12 protein-coding genes are annotated in these 19,069 nt (G+C 49.8%); 2 read left to right on the forward strand and 10 right to left on the reverse strand.

Annotated features, from left to right (window positions below; all coding sequences use genetic code 11):
- Positions 1-4: 4 nt before the first annotated feature.
- From AB4124_RS11295 to AB4124_RS11335, 9 genes are all read right to left on the reverse strand, one after another.
- Positions 5-3,142 (reverse strand): beta-galactosidase, encoded by a 3,138-nt coding sequence (locus AB4124_RS11295; RefSeq protein WP_441972883.1) that lies wholly within the window; start codon positions 3,140-3,142, stop codon positions 5-7.
- Entirely contained in the window at positions 3,139-4,458 is a 1,320-nt protein-coding gene (locus AB4124_RS11300) for a glycoside hydrolase family 125 protein (protein WP_098742788.1), read from the reverse strand. The genes AB4124_RS11295 and AB4124_RS11300 overlap by 4 nt, the downstream gene beginning before the upstream one ends.
- 20 nt (positions 4,459-4,478) lie before the next feature.
- The gene (locus AB4124_RS11305; RefSeq protein WP_441972885.1) at positions 4,479-7,592 is read right to left on the reverse strand and encodes an alpha-mannosidase; all 3,114 of its coding nucleotides are present in this window, start codon (positions 7,590-7,592) and stop codon (positions 4,479-4,481) included.
- Between the two features lie 3 nt (positions 7,593-7,595).
- A complete protein-coding gene (locus AB4124_RS11310; protein ID WP_441972887.1) occupies positions 7,596-9,893 on the reverse strand; it encodes a glycoside hydrolase family 3 N-terminal domain-containing protein in 2,298 nt (765 codons plus the stop codon).
- Between the two features lie 26 nt (positions 9,894-9,919).
- A complete protein-coding gene (locus tag AB4124_RS11315; protein WP_076321299.1) occupies positions 9,920-10,816 on the reverse strand; it encodes a carbohydrate ABC transporter permease in 897 nt (298 codons plus the stop codon).
- Positions 10,817-10,869: 53 nt separating this feature from the next.
- Positions 10,870-11,799: an ABC transporter permease gene (locus tag AB4124_RS11320; protein ID WP_179090580.1), complete on the reverse strand. Its 930-nt coding sequence runs from the start codon at positions 11,797-11,799 to the stop codon at positions 10,870-10,872.
- A gap of 139 nt (positions 11,800-11,938) precedes the next feature.
- Positions 11,939-13,414 (reverse strand): ABC transporter substrate-binding protein, encoded by a 1,476-nt coding sequence (locus AB4124_RS11325; RefSeq protein ID WP_076320675.1) that lies wholly within the window; start codon positions 13,412-13,414, stop codon positions 11,939-11,941.
- Between the two features lie 127 nt (positions 13,415-13,541).
- Complete coding sequence (locus AB4124_RS11330) at positions 13,542-15,053, reverse strand: response regulator transcription factor (RefSeq protein ID WP_339271974.1); 1,512 nt, start codon at positions 15,051-15,053, stop codon at positions 13,542-13,544.
- Entirely contained in the window at positions 15,046-16,869 is a 1,824-nt protein-coding gene (locus tag AB4124_RS11335; protein ID WP_441972890.1) for a cache domain-containing sensor histidine kinase, read from the reverse strand. Before AB4124_RS11335 ends, AB4124_RS11330 begins: the two co-directional genes overlap by 8 nt.
- A 183-nt stretch (positions 16,870-17,052) precedes the next feature.
- Between AB4124_RS11335 and AB4124_RS11340 the strand changes: the two genes are divergently transcribed.
- Complete coding sequence (locus tag AB4124_RS11340) at positions 17,053-17,391, forward strand: L,D-transpeptidase (RefSeq protein WP_339271972.1); 339 nt, start codon at positions 17,053-17,055, stop codon at positions 17,389-17,391.
- Between the two features lie 100 nt (positions 17,392-17,491).
- Positions 17,492-18,568, forward strand: a complete 1,077-nt coding sequence (locus AB4124_RS11345; protein ID WP_076320671.1) for an AI-2E family transporter — start codon at positions 17,492-17,494, stop codon at positions 18,566-18,568.
- A 100-nt stretch (positions 18,569-18,668) separates the two neighbouring features.
- On the opposite strand, the gene AB4124_RS11350 is transcribed toward AB4124_RS11345, so the two are convergent.
- Positions 18,669-19,064 (reverse strand): hypothetical protein, encoded by a 396-nt coding sequence (locus AB4124_RS11350; RefSeq protein WP_076320670.1) that lies wholly within the window; start codon positions 19,062-19,064, stop codon positions 18,669-18,671.
- Between the last annotated feature and the right edge of the window lie 5 nt (positions 19,065-19,069).

The raw sequence follows: 19,069 nt of genomic DNA on the forward strand, positions 1-19,069 counted from the left end.
TATGTTAGCCCTTCGATACTGTGATTTCGACCTCATCCGGGCGGTACACCGATAACAGGTCACCGCTTGCATCTACTGCAAACAAGATCGAACGATCCGCTTCCAGCACGAATGAATAGATGAGTCCTGTTGAAGGATCTTTTACCTCGACGTTCGTGTCCCACGATTGCTCCGAGCCGAATACGAAGAGTGCTCCTTCTTCAAACGTTACCTTGCGTCCATATACGCCGGAATGTTCTCCGCCTTGATTCCAGATGAGCCCTGTGTCGGCAGCAGATAGCTCCAATGCATACCGATATAAAGCCGAAATGGTGTCGATTCGATCATTCAATTCGACAGGAAGCGGGCTCCAGAGAAGACGTCCTGCCCCAAGCTTCACGTCCACGATGGAATCGCCAGCCATATCGGCCGGTTTCGCCCCGCTGCCTGCCGGAATTTCTTTGGTCAGCTCGGCAATCTTCCGATGTCCATACGATGCAGACCATGTACGGTCCCCAATGCGCAAGCTTTCTTCCCGGCGCACATTCGCCAGCTTCCGCTCGCCCAGCTCCTCTGTCATTCGATCGACCTGATGCCAATATGCATCCAGACCGATTGGACCCGTCAGAAGCAATGTAGCTCCCGTTTCCTTCACGATATCCATCAACTCAGCAAACGCCTGGTCATCGACATTGTGCGCGCTCGGCAGAATGATGAATTTCACCGGATGGTTACGCAGCGAGCTTAAATCATACTCCCCGACAGCACGGAACGGCACGTTCAGCTCGTAAGCAAGCGCGCGCGTCGCCTTAGTCGTCGCTTCAAAAGCGAGCTTCCGGTTCGAGAAATCGTTCGAATAAGGGAAAATGACCGCGGTTTCTTCCAGCTTCCGGCCTTTAAACATGTCCCGGATGTCTTCCATGAAGGCACCGAAATCATACGACACATCCGCTTCCGGTTTCTCCGTGCCGTCAGCGCGGACAGCTCCGATATGCGATTCATTGGCATTATCCATGTAGAAATTCGTGTTCCAGATCCAATGAATGGCTCCAGCGCCTCCTGTGGAGAAGGCGTAAGCATACTTGCGCTCCAGCAGATTCCGAAGCTCGGCTTCGCTTCGCTTCGCCCGGCCATCCGGTGTCTCCACGTACATGATGCCTGTTTCCTGAATCAGGTTCGGTTTATCCGGCGTTTTGGCAAATATGCCGTCCCAGATTAAATAGTCGTTGAACCACCAGGAGTGAACCGTCGTATAGTCTACGGCTTCGGCATAGAAGAACGGAGATGGACGCTGTGCCCCAAGGGCCTCGTCCTGTCCAACGGTAACCATATGATCAGGGCATACCTCTTTGATATCGTCATATAACTCCTTGGCCCAGCGGTTATGCATGTCCATCGAGAACAGTACATAATCGAGCCATTGTGTGCCTTTTTTCCCTTGATGCATGTCTTGAACATCAAAATTAATGACTTGAGGTTCCGGCGGAACCACGGAGTCAAAACCCGGCAGCTGATCCGCTGTCATATTCCAACGTTCCTGCAGACGCTCAATCGAACCATGACGCTTTTTCAGCCATTCGATATAAGCTTGTTTCTCAAACGGATCCTTCGCGGAACGCGGGCCGTCCGAGAAAATCTGCGGCGGATCGAACATGGATGGCTCGTTAATCAGATCCCAGTCCACATTCTTCGTATCTTTATGTCTACTAATGATGGAACGTATGAAACGCTTCTGCGCTTCCACGCTTCGCGGATCGAGGTAAGGATTTTGGCCTTCCCAAGTCTCCGGCGTGAAGGAGAAGAACGTGAATGTTACCTGCAAATCATGCTTCTTCGCCGTTAACAGGAAGGCGTCAATCGAACGCAAAACCTCTTCTGATGCATGCCCGTCCACCTGCATAATATTGCGGTACGCGGTCCAGATCCCGGTACGAATCCAATTGATGCCCGCACCCCGCATTTGCGCCATATCGCGATCCCACACATCCGTATTCGGAAGGAACAGGAACTTACGCGCTACATCGGACGTCATGTAAGTCATCCCGACAACAGGCAGTGGGCGACCATCCTTGATGAAGTAATCCCGATTGCAGGTTACAGGCGTACCCGCCTGCAAAAGCTCGGAATCCGCTCCCCAGAACCCTTGTCTCAGCCTGCGGATTTCTCCATCCGGCCCTTCGGCTTCACACACCACCCGATAAGACCCCGGCTTGATATCCAGCATAACCGGAATGCGCTGTACATGAAATTGTCCGGTCACATCCACCTTCTCGGAATGATTCCATGATAAGGATTCATCTTGGTCGTGTTGGACGGAGATGCGGAACGTCCAGCTCTGCGGCTCTTGTTCGGAAAGTTTCCGGCCAAGCCGTTGTGCCTGCAGGGTCAGGATCGCACGCTCGCCAGACTCGTAGGTCGCATAATTCGGCTTGATCCACAGCTCGGTAATCCCCTTCGCACAGAATGCCGCCCAGCTGCGCACCTCTTCGCCTCCATCCTGTTCCCAGAATGAAGCAGAGAGAGGCTGATTCACAAACAGCCAGCGTCCGCCCAAGAACGGCCCGCCGACATTTTCCCACAGAACGACAGGAGCCGCGACTTCTCTTCCCTTCGCTGTGCTCCCCTTAAGGAGCGGATAAATCCGCGTATCCATCGGCCCGGCCGATCCCATCTGATGCGGCAAATCACTGCTTTTGGTGACATGTGGAACCAGGTTCCACGTATCGTTTATGGATAACCGCTCCCGGCTGCTCTCCATAAAGGGAATAACGTCACTGGAAGTCAAATGGTCGACGCGTCCGCTGTCCACTGGCAGCACTTCATGTATGTGGAGCTGCTGATGGTATGCCGTCTGTTCGTGCTCCACCACCCAAGCGCCGTCCTCCATGCGGACAGGACGCTTGAAAGGTGCGCCGCCAATGCTGACCAAGCCGCCGCCATTTCTCAGAAAGTCCAGGATCGCTCTCCAGGCGCTTTTCGGGAAGTAAGGCGCATGCAAATTGACAAAGCTTGCGCCCTGTCCTCCTGCAGATTCCAGTGCTTCAGCCAAATTCTCAGCGCGGCAAACGACGAATGCATTCAGAGCCGCCGCACTAGCCGGCAAACCGGCAGCTTCTGCTGCCGGAAAGGACGGATCATAAAATACAATCAGACGACTGCTCATAGAATCCCTGCTTTCATCGCCTGATACACCAATTGCGAGAAGAGGCTGTTGGACCAGGCAAACCAAGATCTGGTGAAAACTTTCGGATCGTCGGCATGGAAGCCTTCGTGCATAAATCCGGTATCGGCATCGGTTGCTTCCAGCAATGCAATCATCTGCAGCTTCTCTTCTGCCGTCTGTGCCGTAATTCCCTGCATGGACAAGGCCATATGCCAGATATAATCCGGCGGCGTATGCGGACTGCCGATTCCTTTGGCAACAGCGCCTTCGTAGTAGAAAGGATTTTCTTTGCTTAGCGCAAACCGTCTGGTGTTTTGGTAGATCGGATCATCTGCAGAGCAATAACCCAGATAAGGAATGGACATCAATCCAGGTGTTCCCGCATCATCCATCAAGCAGTAATTTCCGTAACCGTCTGTTTCATAGGCGTAAATAGGTCCAAACTCCGGATGACGGTAAATGCCGTACAACTGAATTCCGTGATCCACGTCGGCTTCGAGTCGTTTCAGTTCATCGAGCAGCTTCATATCCCGGAATACCCATTCCGCGAATTCCTGCATTTGACGCAGGGCGACAACGGCGAACATGTTGCCTGGAATATTGTAGTGGAAATCGCAAGCGTCATCACTTGAACGGAAGCCGGACCAGATCATGCCCGTATAATTCACCGGCATGCCGAGCCCGTTATTACGCAAGGAATCCGTTGGAATTCCGTTATCCCGTGTGAAACGGTAAGGCGATTTCTCGAAATGGTATTGTTCCGTTTTAAACAGCTCAATAATCTTGATCATAGCCGACTTGAAGTTGGCGTCAAACACATCCGTAAGGCCGGTTTCCTTCCAGTACAGGTAGGCCAAGCGAACAGAGAAGCATAGCGAATCAATCTCAAATTTGCGCTCCCACACCCATGGGGACATTTCAGTTTCGTCGGTTGTGTTCCAATGCCAATCATTCGCCGATTCATTAAAGGCATTGGCATAAGGATCGATATGAATATATTGAAAATGGCGTTTGATCAATCCGCTTAAAATCCGCTGCAGCTGCAGATCATTCTTCGCAAACGGAATGTAATGGATCACCTGTTCTACCGAGTCGCGCAGCCACATGGCCGGGATATCACCGGTAATCACAAATGTTGTGCCATCCTCCATCAGTTTGGTTGTTGTCTCCAGCGTGTTCGGGAAACAGTTCTTGAACAGCTGAAGCAGCTTGGGACGGTGCGCAAGCTTTTCTTCAGCCTCTTGCAGAACTGCCTGAATTGATTGCGGCAGCTCAAGCTCCGGCATTGGTATTTTGGGGAGTCTGAATTGTTCCATGGTTGTTCTGGCTCCTTTAGTTAAGTATGATGTGTAGTCAATTTGATGGTTTTGATCTCATACGGCATGAATCGAAGGGTTAACCTTCCTTCTGCGGTATCCAGTTGTTCGAGTTCTTCTTCCAAGGCGTTGGATAAATGGACGCTTTCATAAGGATAAGGCCAGCTCAGTGCTGCATTATCTCTGCCTCCCGCAGATTCGTACATCCGAAGGATATACCCTGAACCGTCTTCTGCGGGTTTGACCGTATCCAGGATTACATGATGGCTCTCTAACGGAATAAATGAATGGACAGCAGGCCGGGTACCCTGATTCGAACTTGTTCTTACGCAAGGAAGCTCATGATTGAGCTCGGCAGCTTTACGGACGATTCCGGCACTTCTCCAGTCTCCGTTATGCGGGTATAAGGAATACGTGAACTCATGCTCCCCCAAGTCTGCCGTGGCATCGGGCCATTTCGGTGCGCGCAGCAGGGATAACCGGATCGTGCTGTCCTGAATGTCATACCCGTACTTGCAGTCGTTGATGAGGCTGACGCCGTATCCATGCTCCGACACATCCGCGAAACGGTGGCCACAGACTTCATATTGCGCCTGTTCCCAGCTTGTATTGCGATGGGTCGGTCTCTCGATGGCCCCGAACGGAATCTCATACGTAGCCTTATCGGCAACGACCCCGATTGGGAAGCCGACTTTCAGCAGTTTGTGTGATTCGTTCCAGCTGACTTGCGTCTTGAAGTCGATCCGCCGGTCATGATGATAAAAAATCATGTCCTGCATAATCTCCGAGTTATGGATACGCCAGCGGAAACACAGCACATCCTGTACCTCACCCGCTTGCACGAGCTTCTTCTCGATCAGCTCCGCCTCTCCGGCTAATTGCTCCTCGTAACGGGTATCGATGTCCCATGCGTCCCACAGCGTCGGACGGTCATGGAAGAAGTGGAAGCGGTTTGCGGCTTCGCCCGGCTTGACCACTTCCCGATGAGCCTCTTTATCCCACAGGCTCGTGATTTCCCCGCGCTCATTAAAGCTGACCTTATAATAATCCGTTTCCCAGGAATCTGCGAACACTGTAGTAGAATTCTCCGCCACCGCCTTGTTTCCTGCCAAAGGCTTCAACCAAATGGTCTTGTATCCCAAAGCCGGGATGCTTTGAACATGAACATTCAAATGGTGAGAAGTTTTACTGTTTCCTTCTGTTCGAGCATCGTACAGCAGCAGCGTTCCATCCGAATCATACGGCGCAAGGCCCTGCTCTGCTTCAATCGAAATGACGGCATCTCTGCTCCATCCAAGTCCATTAAAGACGACATACGGAATGCCTTCCCCTTCTGTATCGGCCTGATCCGCCAATACCTGAAGCCCGAGACGGAGGCTATGATTTCCTTTTTGGAACACCTCTGCGTATTCCTTCTCAGAGGTGACGTAAGACTCCGTAATGGCAGAGCCCGGGATAATATCATGAAATTGATTCAGCAAAATCAACTTCCAGCCGTCATGCAGCTCGCTCATAATCGCCTGCCGCTGCTCATTGCTCATCGACGAAAATGCCACCGAATTCCATAACTCCGCCTCGCGGTACAGGATTTCCGCTTTCCGGTTATGACGCTTGTTCCGCGCATGCGTTGTATAGGTGCCGCGATGAAGCTCGAGGTACAAATCCCCGCGCCACTGGGGCAGCTTCGGCTGTGCATCCTCAATCCCGCCGAAAAACTCGGCAGCTGTGCTATACTTGCTGGCCGGTTGACCGACCATAAGCTCGGCACGGTCGATATATTCCAACATTTCGCGGGTTACGCCGCCTCCGCCGTCACCGTGTCCATACAGCAGCATCTGCTCCGGATGAACGGCTCTTTGGCGGTATGACTGCCAATGCTCGTGAACATCTTTGGGCAGCGTGTTCTCGTTCACGCCATGATTGAGATAGGATAACATCGGTGTTCCATCGATCCCAACCCAATGGAACAGGTCATAAGGAAACACATTCGTATCGTTCCAGCCAAGCTTAGTTGTCATGAAATAACGAATGCCGCCATGCTTCAAGATCTGAGGCAGTGATGCACAATATCCGAATGTATCCGGCAGCCATTCAATATGCGATGTCCGGCCAAACTCTTCTTGATAGAAGCCTTGCCCGTATAGCAATTGACGCATGAGGGACTCCCCGCTCGGAATGTTCAGGTCCGGTTCGACCCACATCCCGCCGACAAGCTCCCAGCGTCCTTCCTTGATTCTATCCTTCACTCTCTCGTACAGCTCAGGATCATGATCCTTCAGGAATTGGTATAGCAAAGGCTGGCTCTGCGCGTACTTAAATTCGGGATATTCATTCATCAGCGCATCCATGGTGGAGAAGGTCCGGCTTGTTTTACGTACGGTTTCCCGGACGGGCCACAGCCAAGCGATGTCAATATGCGATTGACCCACCATATGCTCCGTGCCTTCAGTATGGCCGCCAATGGCAGCAACGCTCCGTTTCAGATCATGCTCAATCCCGGTTACCTGAGCGCCCTCCCGGATGGCGGCGTCATCCAGGCTGACAAAGCGGTCCATCGCCTGATACAGCACCTCCATTAAGCGGATGCGCCGCATATCGCTATCCGGCAACAGGATAAGTGAATCCCGAATCACGGTCGCGGTGTACATCAGGCTCTGAACGGACACGTTCACCTTGACAAGCAAGCTTTGCACCTTAGTAATCGGAGGCTGAATGACAGCCTGCTGATTCAGCGGGTCCACCGGCTCCGGAATCGGATCGTACAACTCGATCTCAAGCTCCATATTCAAGCCGGTGCGTTTCGGATCAAGCTTGACGAAGGTATGATTACGATCCAAACCCTGATAAGATACTCCGTTTATGCGCAGTAAGCCCTCGCCCCCGGAGTGGAACACAAGTCCGACCGCTCCGTCCACCCAGTGCGTGGGCCATTCAAGGTTCCTCCGAAAGAAATAGGTTGTCCCCTGTGTGCTCGGGAATCGGTTGAAGTCTTGTCCTTCCGTATAAGGGGCTTTATCTTCATACACGCCCGGAACCATGTACGTGGCTCGGGTAATGTTCCACTCTCCAAGCTCTACTGACTCAAGCCACTGCCGCTCCGAAAGTTCGCGTATAAAACGTCGAATGCGCTCCATTCCTTAACCCTCCTGTACAGTCAGATCTGCACTCAGCGTATCGTTCACATGTCTGCCAACCATGATACGGAACAAGCCAGGTTCAACCACTTGCTTGTAATTTTGACCGATATATTGAAGCTGTTCCGCACCGATGGTAAATTCCACCTTGCTCCGCTCTCCAGGCTGCAGAGAGATTTTGCGGAAGCCCTTCAGCTCACGGGCCGGTCTCGTATATTTGCTGGCCACATCGCTCACATACAATTGTACAACCTCGGATCCTTCCCTGTCGCCGCTATTTGTAACATTCACGGAGACAACAGCCGTTTCGCCCGTTCTGATTACTTCTGGGGTAATTTGAATATCCGAATAACTGAACTCGGTATAGCTGAGCCCGTATCCGAACGGATAACGCGGCTGGGAATCCTCTTCGAGGTAACGCTTACCGCGCGACCGCTTGCCGTTATAGTAAACCGGAAGCTGTCCGACATGCTTCGGTATCGACATCGTCAGTTTACCGGACGGATTCACATCGCCGAACAAAATGTCCGCTACCGCATGACCGCCCTCCTGGCCCGGATACCATGCTTCCAAGATGGCATCCGCATGCTCGTCGATCCACGGCTCCGCAATGGGCCGACCGTTGATATACACAACGATCATCCGCTTGCCAAGCTTATGAATCTCCTGAGCCAATTCCAATTGAACGCCGGATAACTGCAGCGTCATTCGGTCGATGCCTTCACCGCAATCCATGTCACTTAAAGCGTCGTCTGTAACCTTCGATGCCCCTGTGCGCAAATCGATCGTGCCCTCGCCAAAGTCGCGTGCGCTGGAACCACCCAGTACCATGACCACGGTATCGGCCTGATCCGCACAAGCTAGTGCGAATTCAAAGCCTTCCCTGGAGTCATCCTTAATGCGGCAGCCCGGTGCATATAATACACGTTCAGCTTCATCCTCCAGTTTCGCGCGGATTCCACCCAGTACGGTGGTCACGCTTGCCGGCGGCTGCGGAGACGTATAATCTCCAAGCTGATTGTATCCTTGATCGGCGTTAGGTCCAATGACGGCAATCACGCCGCTTTCGTTGGATAACGGCAGCGCCTGGCCTTCATTCTTGATCAGGACGATGCCTTCCGCCGCAAGCTGTCTGGCAAGTTCGACATGCTGCTGGCTGCCGATAACTTCCTCCGCTACCTGCGGATCCACGTATGGCTTCTCGAATAATCCGAGCTTGAACTTCAAGGTCAATACTCGGCGAACGGCCTCATCCAGTACGGCAATCTCAAGCTTGTTTAACTCGATCGCGTTCAGGAGATGCTTGCCGAACATCTCGCCTGACATCTCCATATCGATACCGGCACGAAGCGCCTCAACAGCGGCATCCATTCCGTCTTCAGCAGTATCATGGCCGCTGGCCAGCATATCGATGGCACCGCAGTCGGTAATTACCATGCCGTCAAAACCCCACTCCTTGCGGAGAATGCCGTCAAGGAGCTCGGTATTAACGGTGCAAGGCACACCGTCAATTTCATTATAGGCCGGCATAATGGATGCAGCTCCTGCCTCCACGGCTTTCTTGAAAGGCAGCATATCCACTTCCATCAATTCACGTGTTCCCATATGCACGGGACCCGCATTTCTCCCGCCTTCGGAACTCCCATAACCCACAAAATGCTTCAATGTCGCAGCAACACTGTTCGGGCTGTCCAATGAATCGCCTTGAAGGCCTTCAACCGATGCGACCGCATATTCGCTGATCAGGTATGGATCTTCGCCGAAGCATTCCTCGGTACGGCCCCATCTTGGATCGCGCACGACGTCGAGGACCGGGGAATAGGTGACGGCACCGCCTTGGCTGCGCGTTTCGAGCGCCACGGCACGGCACATATCCCGGTACAAATCCACGTTCCATGTGCTTCCAATGGACAGCGGGACCGGGAAAACCGTGCCGCCGATGGCCATGTGCCCATGTGAGCATTCCTCTCCGATCAGAATCGGAATACCCAGACGTGATTCCTCAATGGCGTACCGCTGGATGTGATTGACGGCTTCTGCTCCTTCACGCGGAGAAAGACCGGTCTCAAGTGTTACACCGGTCCATGGATCGGCGCGCAGGGTCCCGTAAAGGGATCCGACGCCGCCATTTTTCACTTGCTCTTTAAATGAATCCGTTAATGTAATCCGACCTTTATTCACTTCATAGGTCTTCCAGCCGAACGGCTGAATCAGCTGCCCAACCTTTTCCTTCAGGTTCATCAGGCCAAGAAGATGTTCCACTCTTTCCGTAATGGGTTTACTGGAATCTTTATAAGTCATCTCATACCCTCCGGTACATGAAGAATTTATTCTTTAACCGCGCCGATGGTCAGACCTTGAATGAAATAGCGCTGGAAGAACGGATAGGCCAGAATAATCGGTCCGGTTGCCAGAACGACCATCGCCATCCGCGAAGTATCCTGTGGCATGCTCTGCAGAGCGGCCATGCTAAGGGATGAATTCTGAGAGTTCTGCAAGATGAACTGCATGCTGGTTTCAATCCGCATGAGCATGGATTGCAGCGGAACCAGGTTCGGATCATCAATGTAGAGCAATGCGTTGAACCAGTCATTCCAATAACCCAAGGTGCTGAACAACCCGATGGTTGCCAGACCCGGCAAGGATAGCGGCAATACCAGCTTGTAGAAAATTTTAAACTCGCTCGCACCGTCGATTTTACCGGATTCAATGATAGCATCCGGAACGCTGGTGCTGTAGAACGTACGAAGTATCATAATATAGAAGGCGTTGAGTGCCAATGGCAGGATCAAAGCCCAGATGGAATCTTTCAGACCGAGCAATTGCGTTGCAACGATATAAGTCGGTACCAGACCCCCGTTAAACAGCATCGTGAAAAACGCAAAGAACGCGAAGAAGTTCCGATATCTGAACCCTTTACGAGAGATGGCATAAGCATACAACGAGATAATAAACAAGCTGATCAACGTCCCCACTACCGTTACAAAGATCGTAACGCCATAGGAACGAAGGAGTGTATCGCCAGTTTGGAATACATATTTATAGGCTTCCAGACTCCATTTTTCCGGCCAGATTTGATATCCGTTGCGGGCAAGGGCGCCTTCATCCGTAAATGAAATGATCATGACGAACAAAAACGGAAATACACACAGGAACGAGAAAATACCGGCAATCAGGTTGAACACGACATTCCACCCGGATGAAAGCTGATGGAAATCTTTCATCTTGCTTTTAGATTTGAACACGTCACATACCCCCTTCTTGGTAGATTGATCGATTAGAACAATGCATTATCCTTGTCATATTTACGAACGATATAGTTCGATACCATAACGAGAATAAATCCGACTACCGACTGGTACAGACCCGCAGCAGTACTCATTCCGATCTCGCCTGTTGTCTTCAGACCACGATATACATAGGTATCGATAACGTTCGTTACGGAATACAAGGTTCCCGAATCCCTTGGCACTTGATAGAAGAGACCAAAGTCAGCGTAGAAGATTTTACCGATCGCAAGAAGAGTCAAAATGGTCATCAGCGGTTTCAGCATCGGAAGCGTGATGGCTTTAATCTGCTGCCATTTGTTCGCGCCGTCAATCATCGCCGCTTCGTACAAGGATTTGTCGATCCCCATAATCGCCGCCAGATAAACGACACTGTTATAACCAACGGATTTCCACAAACTGATTAAGGTCAGGAATATCGGCCAATACTTGGCTTCGGAATACCATTGAACCGGCTCCATGCCAAACCATCCCAGGATTTGATTCAACATCCCTTTATCCATGCTCAGGAAACTGAATGCAAAATAACCTACAATAACCCAAGACAAGAAGTACGGCAGAAACATACCCGTTTGATAGACTTTCGCCAATTTCTTATTCACAATTTCGGACAACACGATAGCCAGTACTACGGATAGAATGAGACCCAAAATGATGAACACGAAATTATAAAGTACGGTGTTGCGCGTAATGATGTAAGCATCGTTGGTACTGAACAGGAATTTAAAGTTTTGGAATCCTACCCATTCACTATTAACGATACTTGCCCAGAAGCCGTCCCGGCTAAAGCGGTATTCCTTAAATGCAATAATGGTCCCGAACATGGGCAAATATGAGAATAAGAGAAACCATAAGGTCCCCGGCAAAACCATGAACAGCATGGCCTTATTCGTCATAATATTTTTGAAAAACTGTCCGATCGCTCTCACGCTTACCCCTCCTCGTGATGTGCATGAATGAACAAAAGAAGGGCGGTGAACATCCGCCGCCCCGTCCTTGTTCATACTGCAGCGGTATCTGCTGTCCTTGGGACAAGAAAGACCGCTTCATGCATTGTTATTACTTGCTTGCTTTCCAAGCATCAATTTGGCTTTGTGCTTCAGCGATGATCTTGTCCAGACCAGCGGCTTTCAGCTTTTGATTCGCTTTTGGCAGGAACTCTTCAGGATTTACGGTACCTGTCATCAGCGGTGCCCAGAACTCTTCTTTTACGTTGTTGACTGCTGCGAGCTCTGTGGATACTTTGGTTGGATCGAAGTTGAAACCGAGAAGCGGAGCAGCCTGGCCGGACTCGTTAAACTTCTTGAACTCTTCCCATTTGTTCTCAGGATCCTCAGGATTCAAGTAAGTCAGCATGACATTACCAAGCGCGAAGGTAGGCATGTCGTAGTTTTTCGATTCTGGCAAGTTTTCCATTACGTTCTCGCTAAGCTTTTTGTAGTGTACGCCTTCGATACCGGAGTCAACCAGGTTACGAAGATATACGTCTGTGTTCAGCAGGTTCAGGAACTCCATGGCTTTCTCAGGGTATTTCGAGTTAGCGGAAATCGCTTGCATCGAACCCATTACCGACCAGTTGAAGATCGTTGCATCGCCAGCCGAAGTGGACACTACCGGATAGCCGTAGCTTTGGCTCCACAGATTATCTGCGAACGGCTGCGTTGCCGCACGGTCTGCGAACCAGTTGCCGGAAGTCATCAGATCTTGCGTCGAAGTTGTTGTAGCTGCTTCTGGGGAAATGTATCCCGCTTTGTAGTACTTGTTCATCAATTTAAGCATGTCCATTGTTTCTGGCATTTCGAGGAAGTTCACAACTTTCAGATCTTCCTTGTCATCCAGGTAAACGGCCATTGGCATTTTTTCGATGATGTAGTCAAACGGAAGCAATGGACCGAAGTCTTTGCTAATTGCCAAAGGAACGACGTTCGGTTCTTTTTCCTTAATCGTTTTCAGCAGTGGCTCCAAGCTTTCCATCGATTTCACGTTCGAAATATCGAGGTTGTATTTATCAAGCAATGTTTTGTTAAAGCGCCATGCTTCTTGAGCAGGAAGCTCTTTGTTTGCCGGAATCGCATAGTTGTGACCATCAACCTTGGAACCTTCCAGGAACGCAGGGTCAATCGCGTCTTTAATGCCTTGTCCATGACTTTCAATCAGCTCGTCCATTTCCATAAATGCGCCTTTACGTGCATTTTGCACATAGTCAAACGCCCATGAGCTTGTGAACAAGATATCCATCGGTTCGCCGGAAGCTGCCATGACTTGCATCTTCTGGTTGTAATCACCGAAGTCGATCATTTTCATGTCAACGGTTACACCAATCTTCTCAGCAGTGTATTTATTGATTTCTTCCTCAACCTTGTCAACATCCTTTTGAGGTGTTCCGATGGTGTACCAGATCAGCTCAACCGGTTTCTCGGCAGTTCCCCCGCCGTTTCCTGCACTCTCTTTGTTGCCCCCGCATGCCGACAACAGCATGGATGCGGACAATAAAAGCGTTAGGGGCAGGAGCCATTTCTTTTTCGATTTACTCATGTTTATCCTCCCTTTTGAATCCTTGTGTCTCTACACTTATAAGGTTATCCCATGAAAGCAGTTTCACATAGGCGAAAAATTAAAGGTATTATGGTGAAAATAAAGAAAAAAACTCTGATTAAATCAATCAGAGCATTCCTCGGAAATCCCTCGGCGATACGCCGACAAATTTTTTGAACTGTTTATAGAAATAACCGGTTTCCCAATAACCTACATTTTTTGCGATATCTTGTACTTTCGTTGAAGAGTTTCGGAGCAGCTCCTTCGCTCTTTCAATCCGGTACCGGTTAATATACTCCGTAAAGTTCTCTCCCGTCTCTTTATGGAACAGATGCCCCAGATAGACGGGATGAATATGATACTGAGCGCCCAACACCTTCAGCGACAAATCCTCATTATAATGGTGCTGGATATGATGCAGAATCTGCTGGATGACAGGGCTCTTCACATCATTGTTGAGCGAATCAACCAGCCCGCCTACCCCATCCTTCACAGCCGTAATCAGATCGTCGATCGATACGGAATCCATAATGTCCGTAATCGTATTTTTCACAAAATCAGGAGCAGCCGTGTATTGGATATCGTTCAGCTCCAGTTTCAGGCGAATGACCATCTCGACCGCGATACTCTTGAGTGTCGTCGGGATCATCCCCTGCGTATGGCGAAGCCGATCAAAATCACTATCGATCAAATCAAACAGCACCTGCTTGTCCCTACCGGCGATGCCTTTGGCATACTCGGGCCACTGCACGGAATAGGATTCCGCCGCTTCCCCCTTCTTGGCTTGAACATCAACATAATCCACGTAGGAGGGCTGCTCCAGAACAAGATAGTATTCCTGCGCCTCCTTGGCATGAAGATAACTGTCCTTATAATTTCCGCCGAGACTTTCCACGCTGCCAAGCGAGATGGACAGCTCCTCTTCATAGCATTGCTCGCGCACCTGCTGCAGCAGCCGAATGGCTCTCGCTTTTTCCGTGTCCGGATCTTTCATCATAAAAATCACCACGTGATCGCCGTCGTTGTCCCGGAAATACAGGACACCCGGCTCCTGATCCATTAATTGATACAGGCTATTCTCCAGCGGCGTGAAATCCGCTCTCAGGATAGACGCCATGACATACGGCAAATTCAGATTCAGCCCCAGAAGGGTCGTGCGCTCCTCCAGTTCCTCCGGCTCAATCCGGTCCGTGATCCAGCGGTACAGGATATTGCTCCGCAATACGTTAATGTCGTACTCGTCCAGTCTCATTTCTCTTCTGGATTTGTTCATTTTATCCGTTGTGCTGGCAATCGTTTCTTCCAATTCCTTCAGATTGATCGGCTTGAGCAAATAATTCTCGATCCCCAGACGCATGCCTTCCTTCAAATAGGCAAAATCGTCGAAGCCGCTCAGGATGATTACCTTCAAATTGCGGTTCAATTTTCGTGCGCCTTCAATCAATTCAAGTCCCGTCATGACAGGCATCGAGATATCTGTGATGAGAATGTCAACCGGAATGACCGCCATCTTCTCCAGCGCCTGACGGCCATTCTCCGCATGCCCCACCACCTCAATGCCATACTTCGACCAATCCACGACGTCAACCAATCCTTCTATAATAAATGGTTCATCGTCCACGATAAACACTTTATACATCGTTATTCAGCTTCCCTTCTGTCACCGGAAATTTGACTGTCACCGTTGTACCGCTGCCCGGCTCACTCTGGATGTCCATTCCGTACGAACTTCCAAACGTCAGCTTTAATCGCTCATTCACACTCCGCAGACCAAATGATTCTTCACTCGACTCGGCCATTTCCAGCCGGGATTTGATCTCCTCAAGCTGCTCTGGCTCGATCCCTTTCCCGTTATCCTTGATCTCGATTACGACATCATCATCCTGCTGCGACGCGTTAACCGTTAGCCAGTTATCATCCTGGTCGCTGCGCAGCCCATGAACGATGTAGTTTTCAATCAGTGGCTGCAGCGACATTTTCATCATCGGCACATGTTTGATTTGTTCCTCACAGTGCATTTTATAAATATACTTGTCCTTATAGCGAATTCGAAACAGCTCCAGATAGAGCCTGCACGCCTCCAGCTCATCCTTTAATGTGTAGTGGGACTTATGCTGCACGATATTCTTGAACAGCATCGACAAGCTGTAGATCATATCACCGACATCCTGAGCCCCCTGCGAAAGAGCTCTCATCCGAATCACTTCAAGCGTATTGTATAAAAAATGTGGGTTAATTCTCGCTTGCAGTGCAGACAGCTCCGCGTTCTTCTGGTTAATCTCTGCCTTATATACCTTGTCGATATACCGGGAAAGCTCATCCAGCATCTCATTGAAGCTGCCCGCAATTTGCCCTAGCTGATCCTCCTTGGTATCCTGCATCCGGGCAACGAATTCCCCCTTCTCTACCTTGCGCATAAAACGGATAATGTTATCGGTGCGCTTGGAGTAATTCACGATTGTCAGCGAAGGAATGAATACCGCAACGACAATACATAGCAGGGCCGCAATGATGATGGTGTTCTGCAAACCATGGAAGGACTCCGATATCTCACGTTTGGGTGTGATTCCGACCACCGTATACCCTGCCTGATTGTGAGCCGCTGTTGTAATGTACGATTCCTCATCTAGGTTCACGGTATCTTTGGAATTCAGCAGCCGGTCGGCATAAGGATACTTCTTCCCGTAATATTTGCCGGAAGAATCAAACATCACACGGCCGTCACCCGACAAGACCAGCACGGATCCCTTCAGGGGATCTTCGCCGCTGTTCAGGACAGTATCCAGTGCTTCCGTTCGATATAAAATAACCAACTGCCCCAAATTCTTGTATGTGGTCATATCATTAATCGGGCTCCGGATCGAGAATAACGGCAAATTCACATCTCCGGCCAGCTTACGTACCCAGAGATTCGGCAGCGTGACGCTCTGGCTCTCCATCGCCATCACATCAGGAATGTACGAATGCGTGGCATTCGCCTGATAGAGCCTTGTCATGCTGCCCTGCTTGTATACATATACATATTGTTTCTCGGCACTATACAGCATGATATTCTCAATATCCGGGTCGTCGTCCAGCCTTTGCTTGAAATAAGCAACCACACTGTCTGAATTGGACTGCCCGCCGCCCGCGATCCGATCCATTCGCTTGGCCATGTACTCATCAAACGAGTTCATGAGGAAATAGGAAGTGTCAATCCCTAGAGAACTGTTGCGGTACAAGTCATTTACATAGGACTGCTCATTCTCAAATTTTTGATTCAATTGCCGCTCCACCCGCTCAACCGCTCTTCGCTGAATGTCGAGTTCGCTGCGCACGGCCGATTGAAACAAGAAGTAATACATGAGAAAAGATAAGGTGACGATGGTAACCACCGCAATCAAGGAGATTAACAGCAGCATTTTGGTAAACATATTATTTTTAATATATTTTTGATAAAACTTAGCAGGAGACATTGGTTTCCCCTTCCTGATGTAAACGTTGTTACTGCTTAACCTATTAAATAATAACATCAGCAGAGCGTTATCAATGGATGAAATTTCTACCAGTCATGAAGATGTAATTTGCCTATTTTAAGTTGATTTAGGGGTCGCTCTTCCCGCTAATTCATAGCATAATCAGGAAGGAGATGAATTAAGATGCCCCAATACCGCATTATTGTCGATTTATCCGATTTTCAGCTCCACCTGCTGGATGGCGACACCGTGGTACGTACGTTCCCGGTTGCCATCGGTAAAATGGCTACGCAGACGCCGCCAGGCAATTACACCATCGTCAACAAACAGCCAAATCCCGGGGGGCCTTTTGGAGCCTATTGGTTAGGGTTGTCCAAACCCCATTATGGCATCCATGGCACGAATGACCCTTCATCCATCGGCCGCTACGTTTCCCATGGCTGCATTCGAATGTATAACGAGGACGTCATTGAGCTTGCCTCCCTCGTGCCGATTCATACCCGGGTCACCATACGAAACTGATAAGCATAAACTGGTGATTTCAAATCCCTCCAAATTGGTTAAATACAAATGTTACATCGTACCAATGTATTTACCTATTCGTTGTATGGAGGGACTGCCCATGATGCAGAGCAAATATTTCAGGACATGCTTTGGCATAATCGCACTGCTCTTGATCATTTATCTCGGATCCGAAATCAGCTTCTTGTTCCGGCCAATCGTCTCCATGTTCAATATGCTGATCGTTCCCGTCGCGATGGCCGGCTTCTTCTATTATCTGCTCAGACCGATTGTGGACTACCTGGAGCGGCGGAAAATCAAACGATCCATTGGCGTCCTGATGCTGTATTTCGTGTTTGCCGGTCTCTGCGCCATCTTCGGCATTGTGGTGTGGCCGACACTGCGCGAGCAGATCGAAAATTTTATCAGTAATGCCCCCTTTCTGGTAGAGGGTGTGCAGCAACAGATCGACCAGCTGCAGCAGAATCCATACTGGTCACGCTTTATACCAACGGAATCCGAGTTATCTACCTCACTGACGGAATACATGAATCGGATCATTACCTGGATCAGCAACTCCATCAATAACCTGATTGCCGTTGTATCCAGCGTTGTCGTTATTATTGCTACGATTCCGATTATTCTGTACTACATGCTGAAGGAAGGGAGCAAGCTTCCGCCCAAGCTGCTCAGTGTCCTACCAAGACGATACCGCCGTGACGGCAAGGAAGTGCTGGGTGAGATCGATACAGCACTCAGCAATTTTATTATCGGCAAAGTGATCCTGAATCTTATACTTAGCATCATGATCTATATCGGATTTCTGATCATCGGGCTGCCTTATTCTTTGCTCTTGACGGTGATCTCCTTCTTCTTGAATTTCATCCCGTATATCGGAGCGCTGCTGGCGACCATTCCTGCCGTGATCATCGGTTTTATCGAATCTCCTTCGATTGCGATATGGTCTGTTGTCGTCATTGTCATCGCACAGCAGATCCAAGATAATATTCTGACACCGGTCATCTACGGGAAACAGCTGGATATTCACCCGTTGACCACGATTGTCCTCATTCTTGTAGGCGGCGACTTCTTCGGGCTGCTTGGCATCCTGCTCGCCATTCCCGCCTACATGATCGTCAAAATTATCGTGGTACGGATTTACGAACTGTTCCTTGCCGAAAAAGTAGAAGACGCATAATGAACTCGAGTTACTTCAGACATACAAGTGACATTTGTACAAAAAAGGATGTCCCCGCCAACTTCACGATGGCTGCTGGGGACATCCTTTATTTAAAGAATCACGCATTGCCGCGCAGAGATCGAACCACAAAATCATGCTCATCCTTGCGCAATATCATACCATTTGACAAGGTAACGGTATCCTCATCGTGAGTAGTCAGGATGGCCTGTGATAACACCAGTCGATTGCCCCGCCATATCATCACGGATGATCCAAAATAGATGGCGTTATCGAATTGAATGGTATGATTCACGACATAACCGATGGAGTTCAAGGCAGGGTATGCGTTTCTTGGCATAATTCTATGAATGGCGCGAAACGGTATAACAAGCTCACCCGGACCTAGAATCACTTTTTCCTGAACGGGATCCCACCCTTTCAGCACACCTTCAACCGTGCTTTTTGCCCCGTCTAAACGCTGAATGACAACATGACGACCAATCCAATGCTTCATGAAGG

The organism is Paenibacillus sp. 2KB_20 (assembly GCF_052115765.1).
Taxonomy (GTDB): domain Bacteria; phylum Bacillota; class Bacilli; order Paenibacillales; family Paenibacillaceae; genus Paenibacillus_AQ.

What these genes read in the sequence shown, in the direction of transcription:
- AB4124_RS11295 (WP_441972883.1), bottom strand. Translation starts at nt 3,142, where the DNA reads ATGAGCAGTCGTCTGATTGTATTTTATGATCCGTCCTTTCCGGCAGCA.
- AB4124_RS11300 (WP_098742788.1), bottom strand. Translation starts at nt 4,458, where the DNA reads ATGGAACAATTCAGACTCCCCAAAATACCAATGCCGGAGCTTGAGCTG.
- AB4124_RS11305 (WP_441972885.1), bottom strand. Translation starts at nt 7,592, where the DNA reads ATGGAGCGCATTCGACGTTTTATACGCGAACTTTCGGAGCGGCAGTGG.
- AB4124_RS11310 (WP_441972887.1), bottom strand. Translation starts at nt 9,893, where the DNA reads ATGACTTATAAAGATTCCAGTAAACCCATTACGGAAAGAGTGGAACAT.
- AB4124_RS11315 (WP_076321299.1), bottom strand. Translation starts at nt 10,816, where the DNA reads ATGAAAGATTTCCATCAGCTTTCATCCGGGTGGAATGTCGTGTTCAAC.
- AB4124_RS11325 (WP_076320675.1), bottom strand. Translation starts at nt 13,414, where the DNA reads ATGAGTAAATCGAAAAAGAAATGGCTCCTGCCCCTAACGCTTTTATTG.
- AB4124_RS11330 (WP_339271974.1), bottom strand. Translation starts at nt 15,053, where the DNA reads ATGTATAAAGTGTTTATCGTGGACGATGAACCATTTATTATAGAAGGA.
- AB4124_RS11335 (WP_441972890.1), bottom strand. Translation starts at nt 16,869, where the DNA reads ATGTCTCCTGCTAAGTTTTATCAAAAATATATTAAAAATAATATGTTT.
- AB4124_RS11340 (WP_339271972.1), top strand. Translation starts at nt 17,053, where the DNA reads ATGCCCCAATACCGCATTATTGTCGATTTATCCGATTTTCAGCTCCAC.
- AB4124_RS11345 (WP_076320671.1), top strand. Translation starts at nt 17,492, where the DNA reads ATGATGCAGAGCAAATATTTCAGGACATGCTTTGGCATAATCGCACTG.
- AB4124_RS11350 (WP_076320670.1), bottom strand. Translation starts at nt 19,064, where the DNA reads ATGAAGCATTGGATTGGTCGTCATGTTGTCATTCAGCGTTTAGACGGG.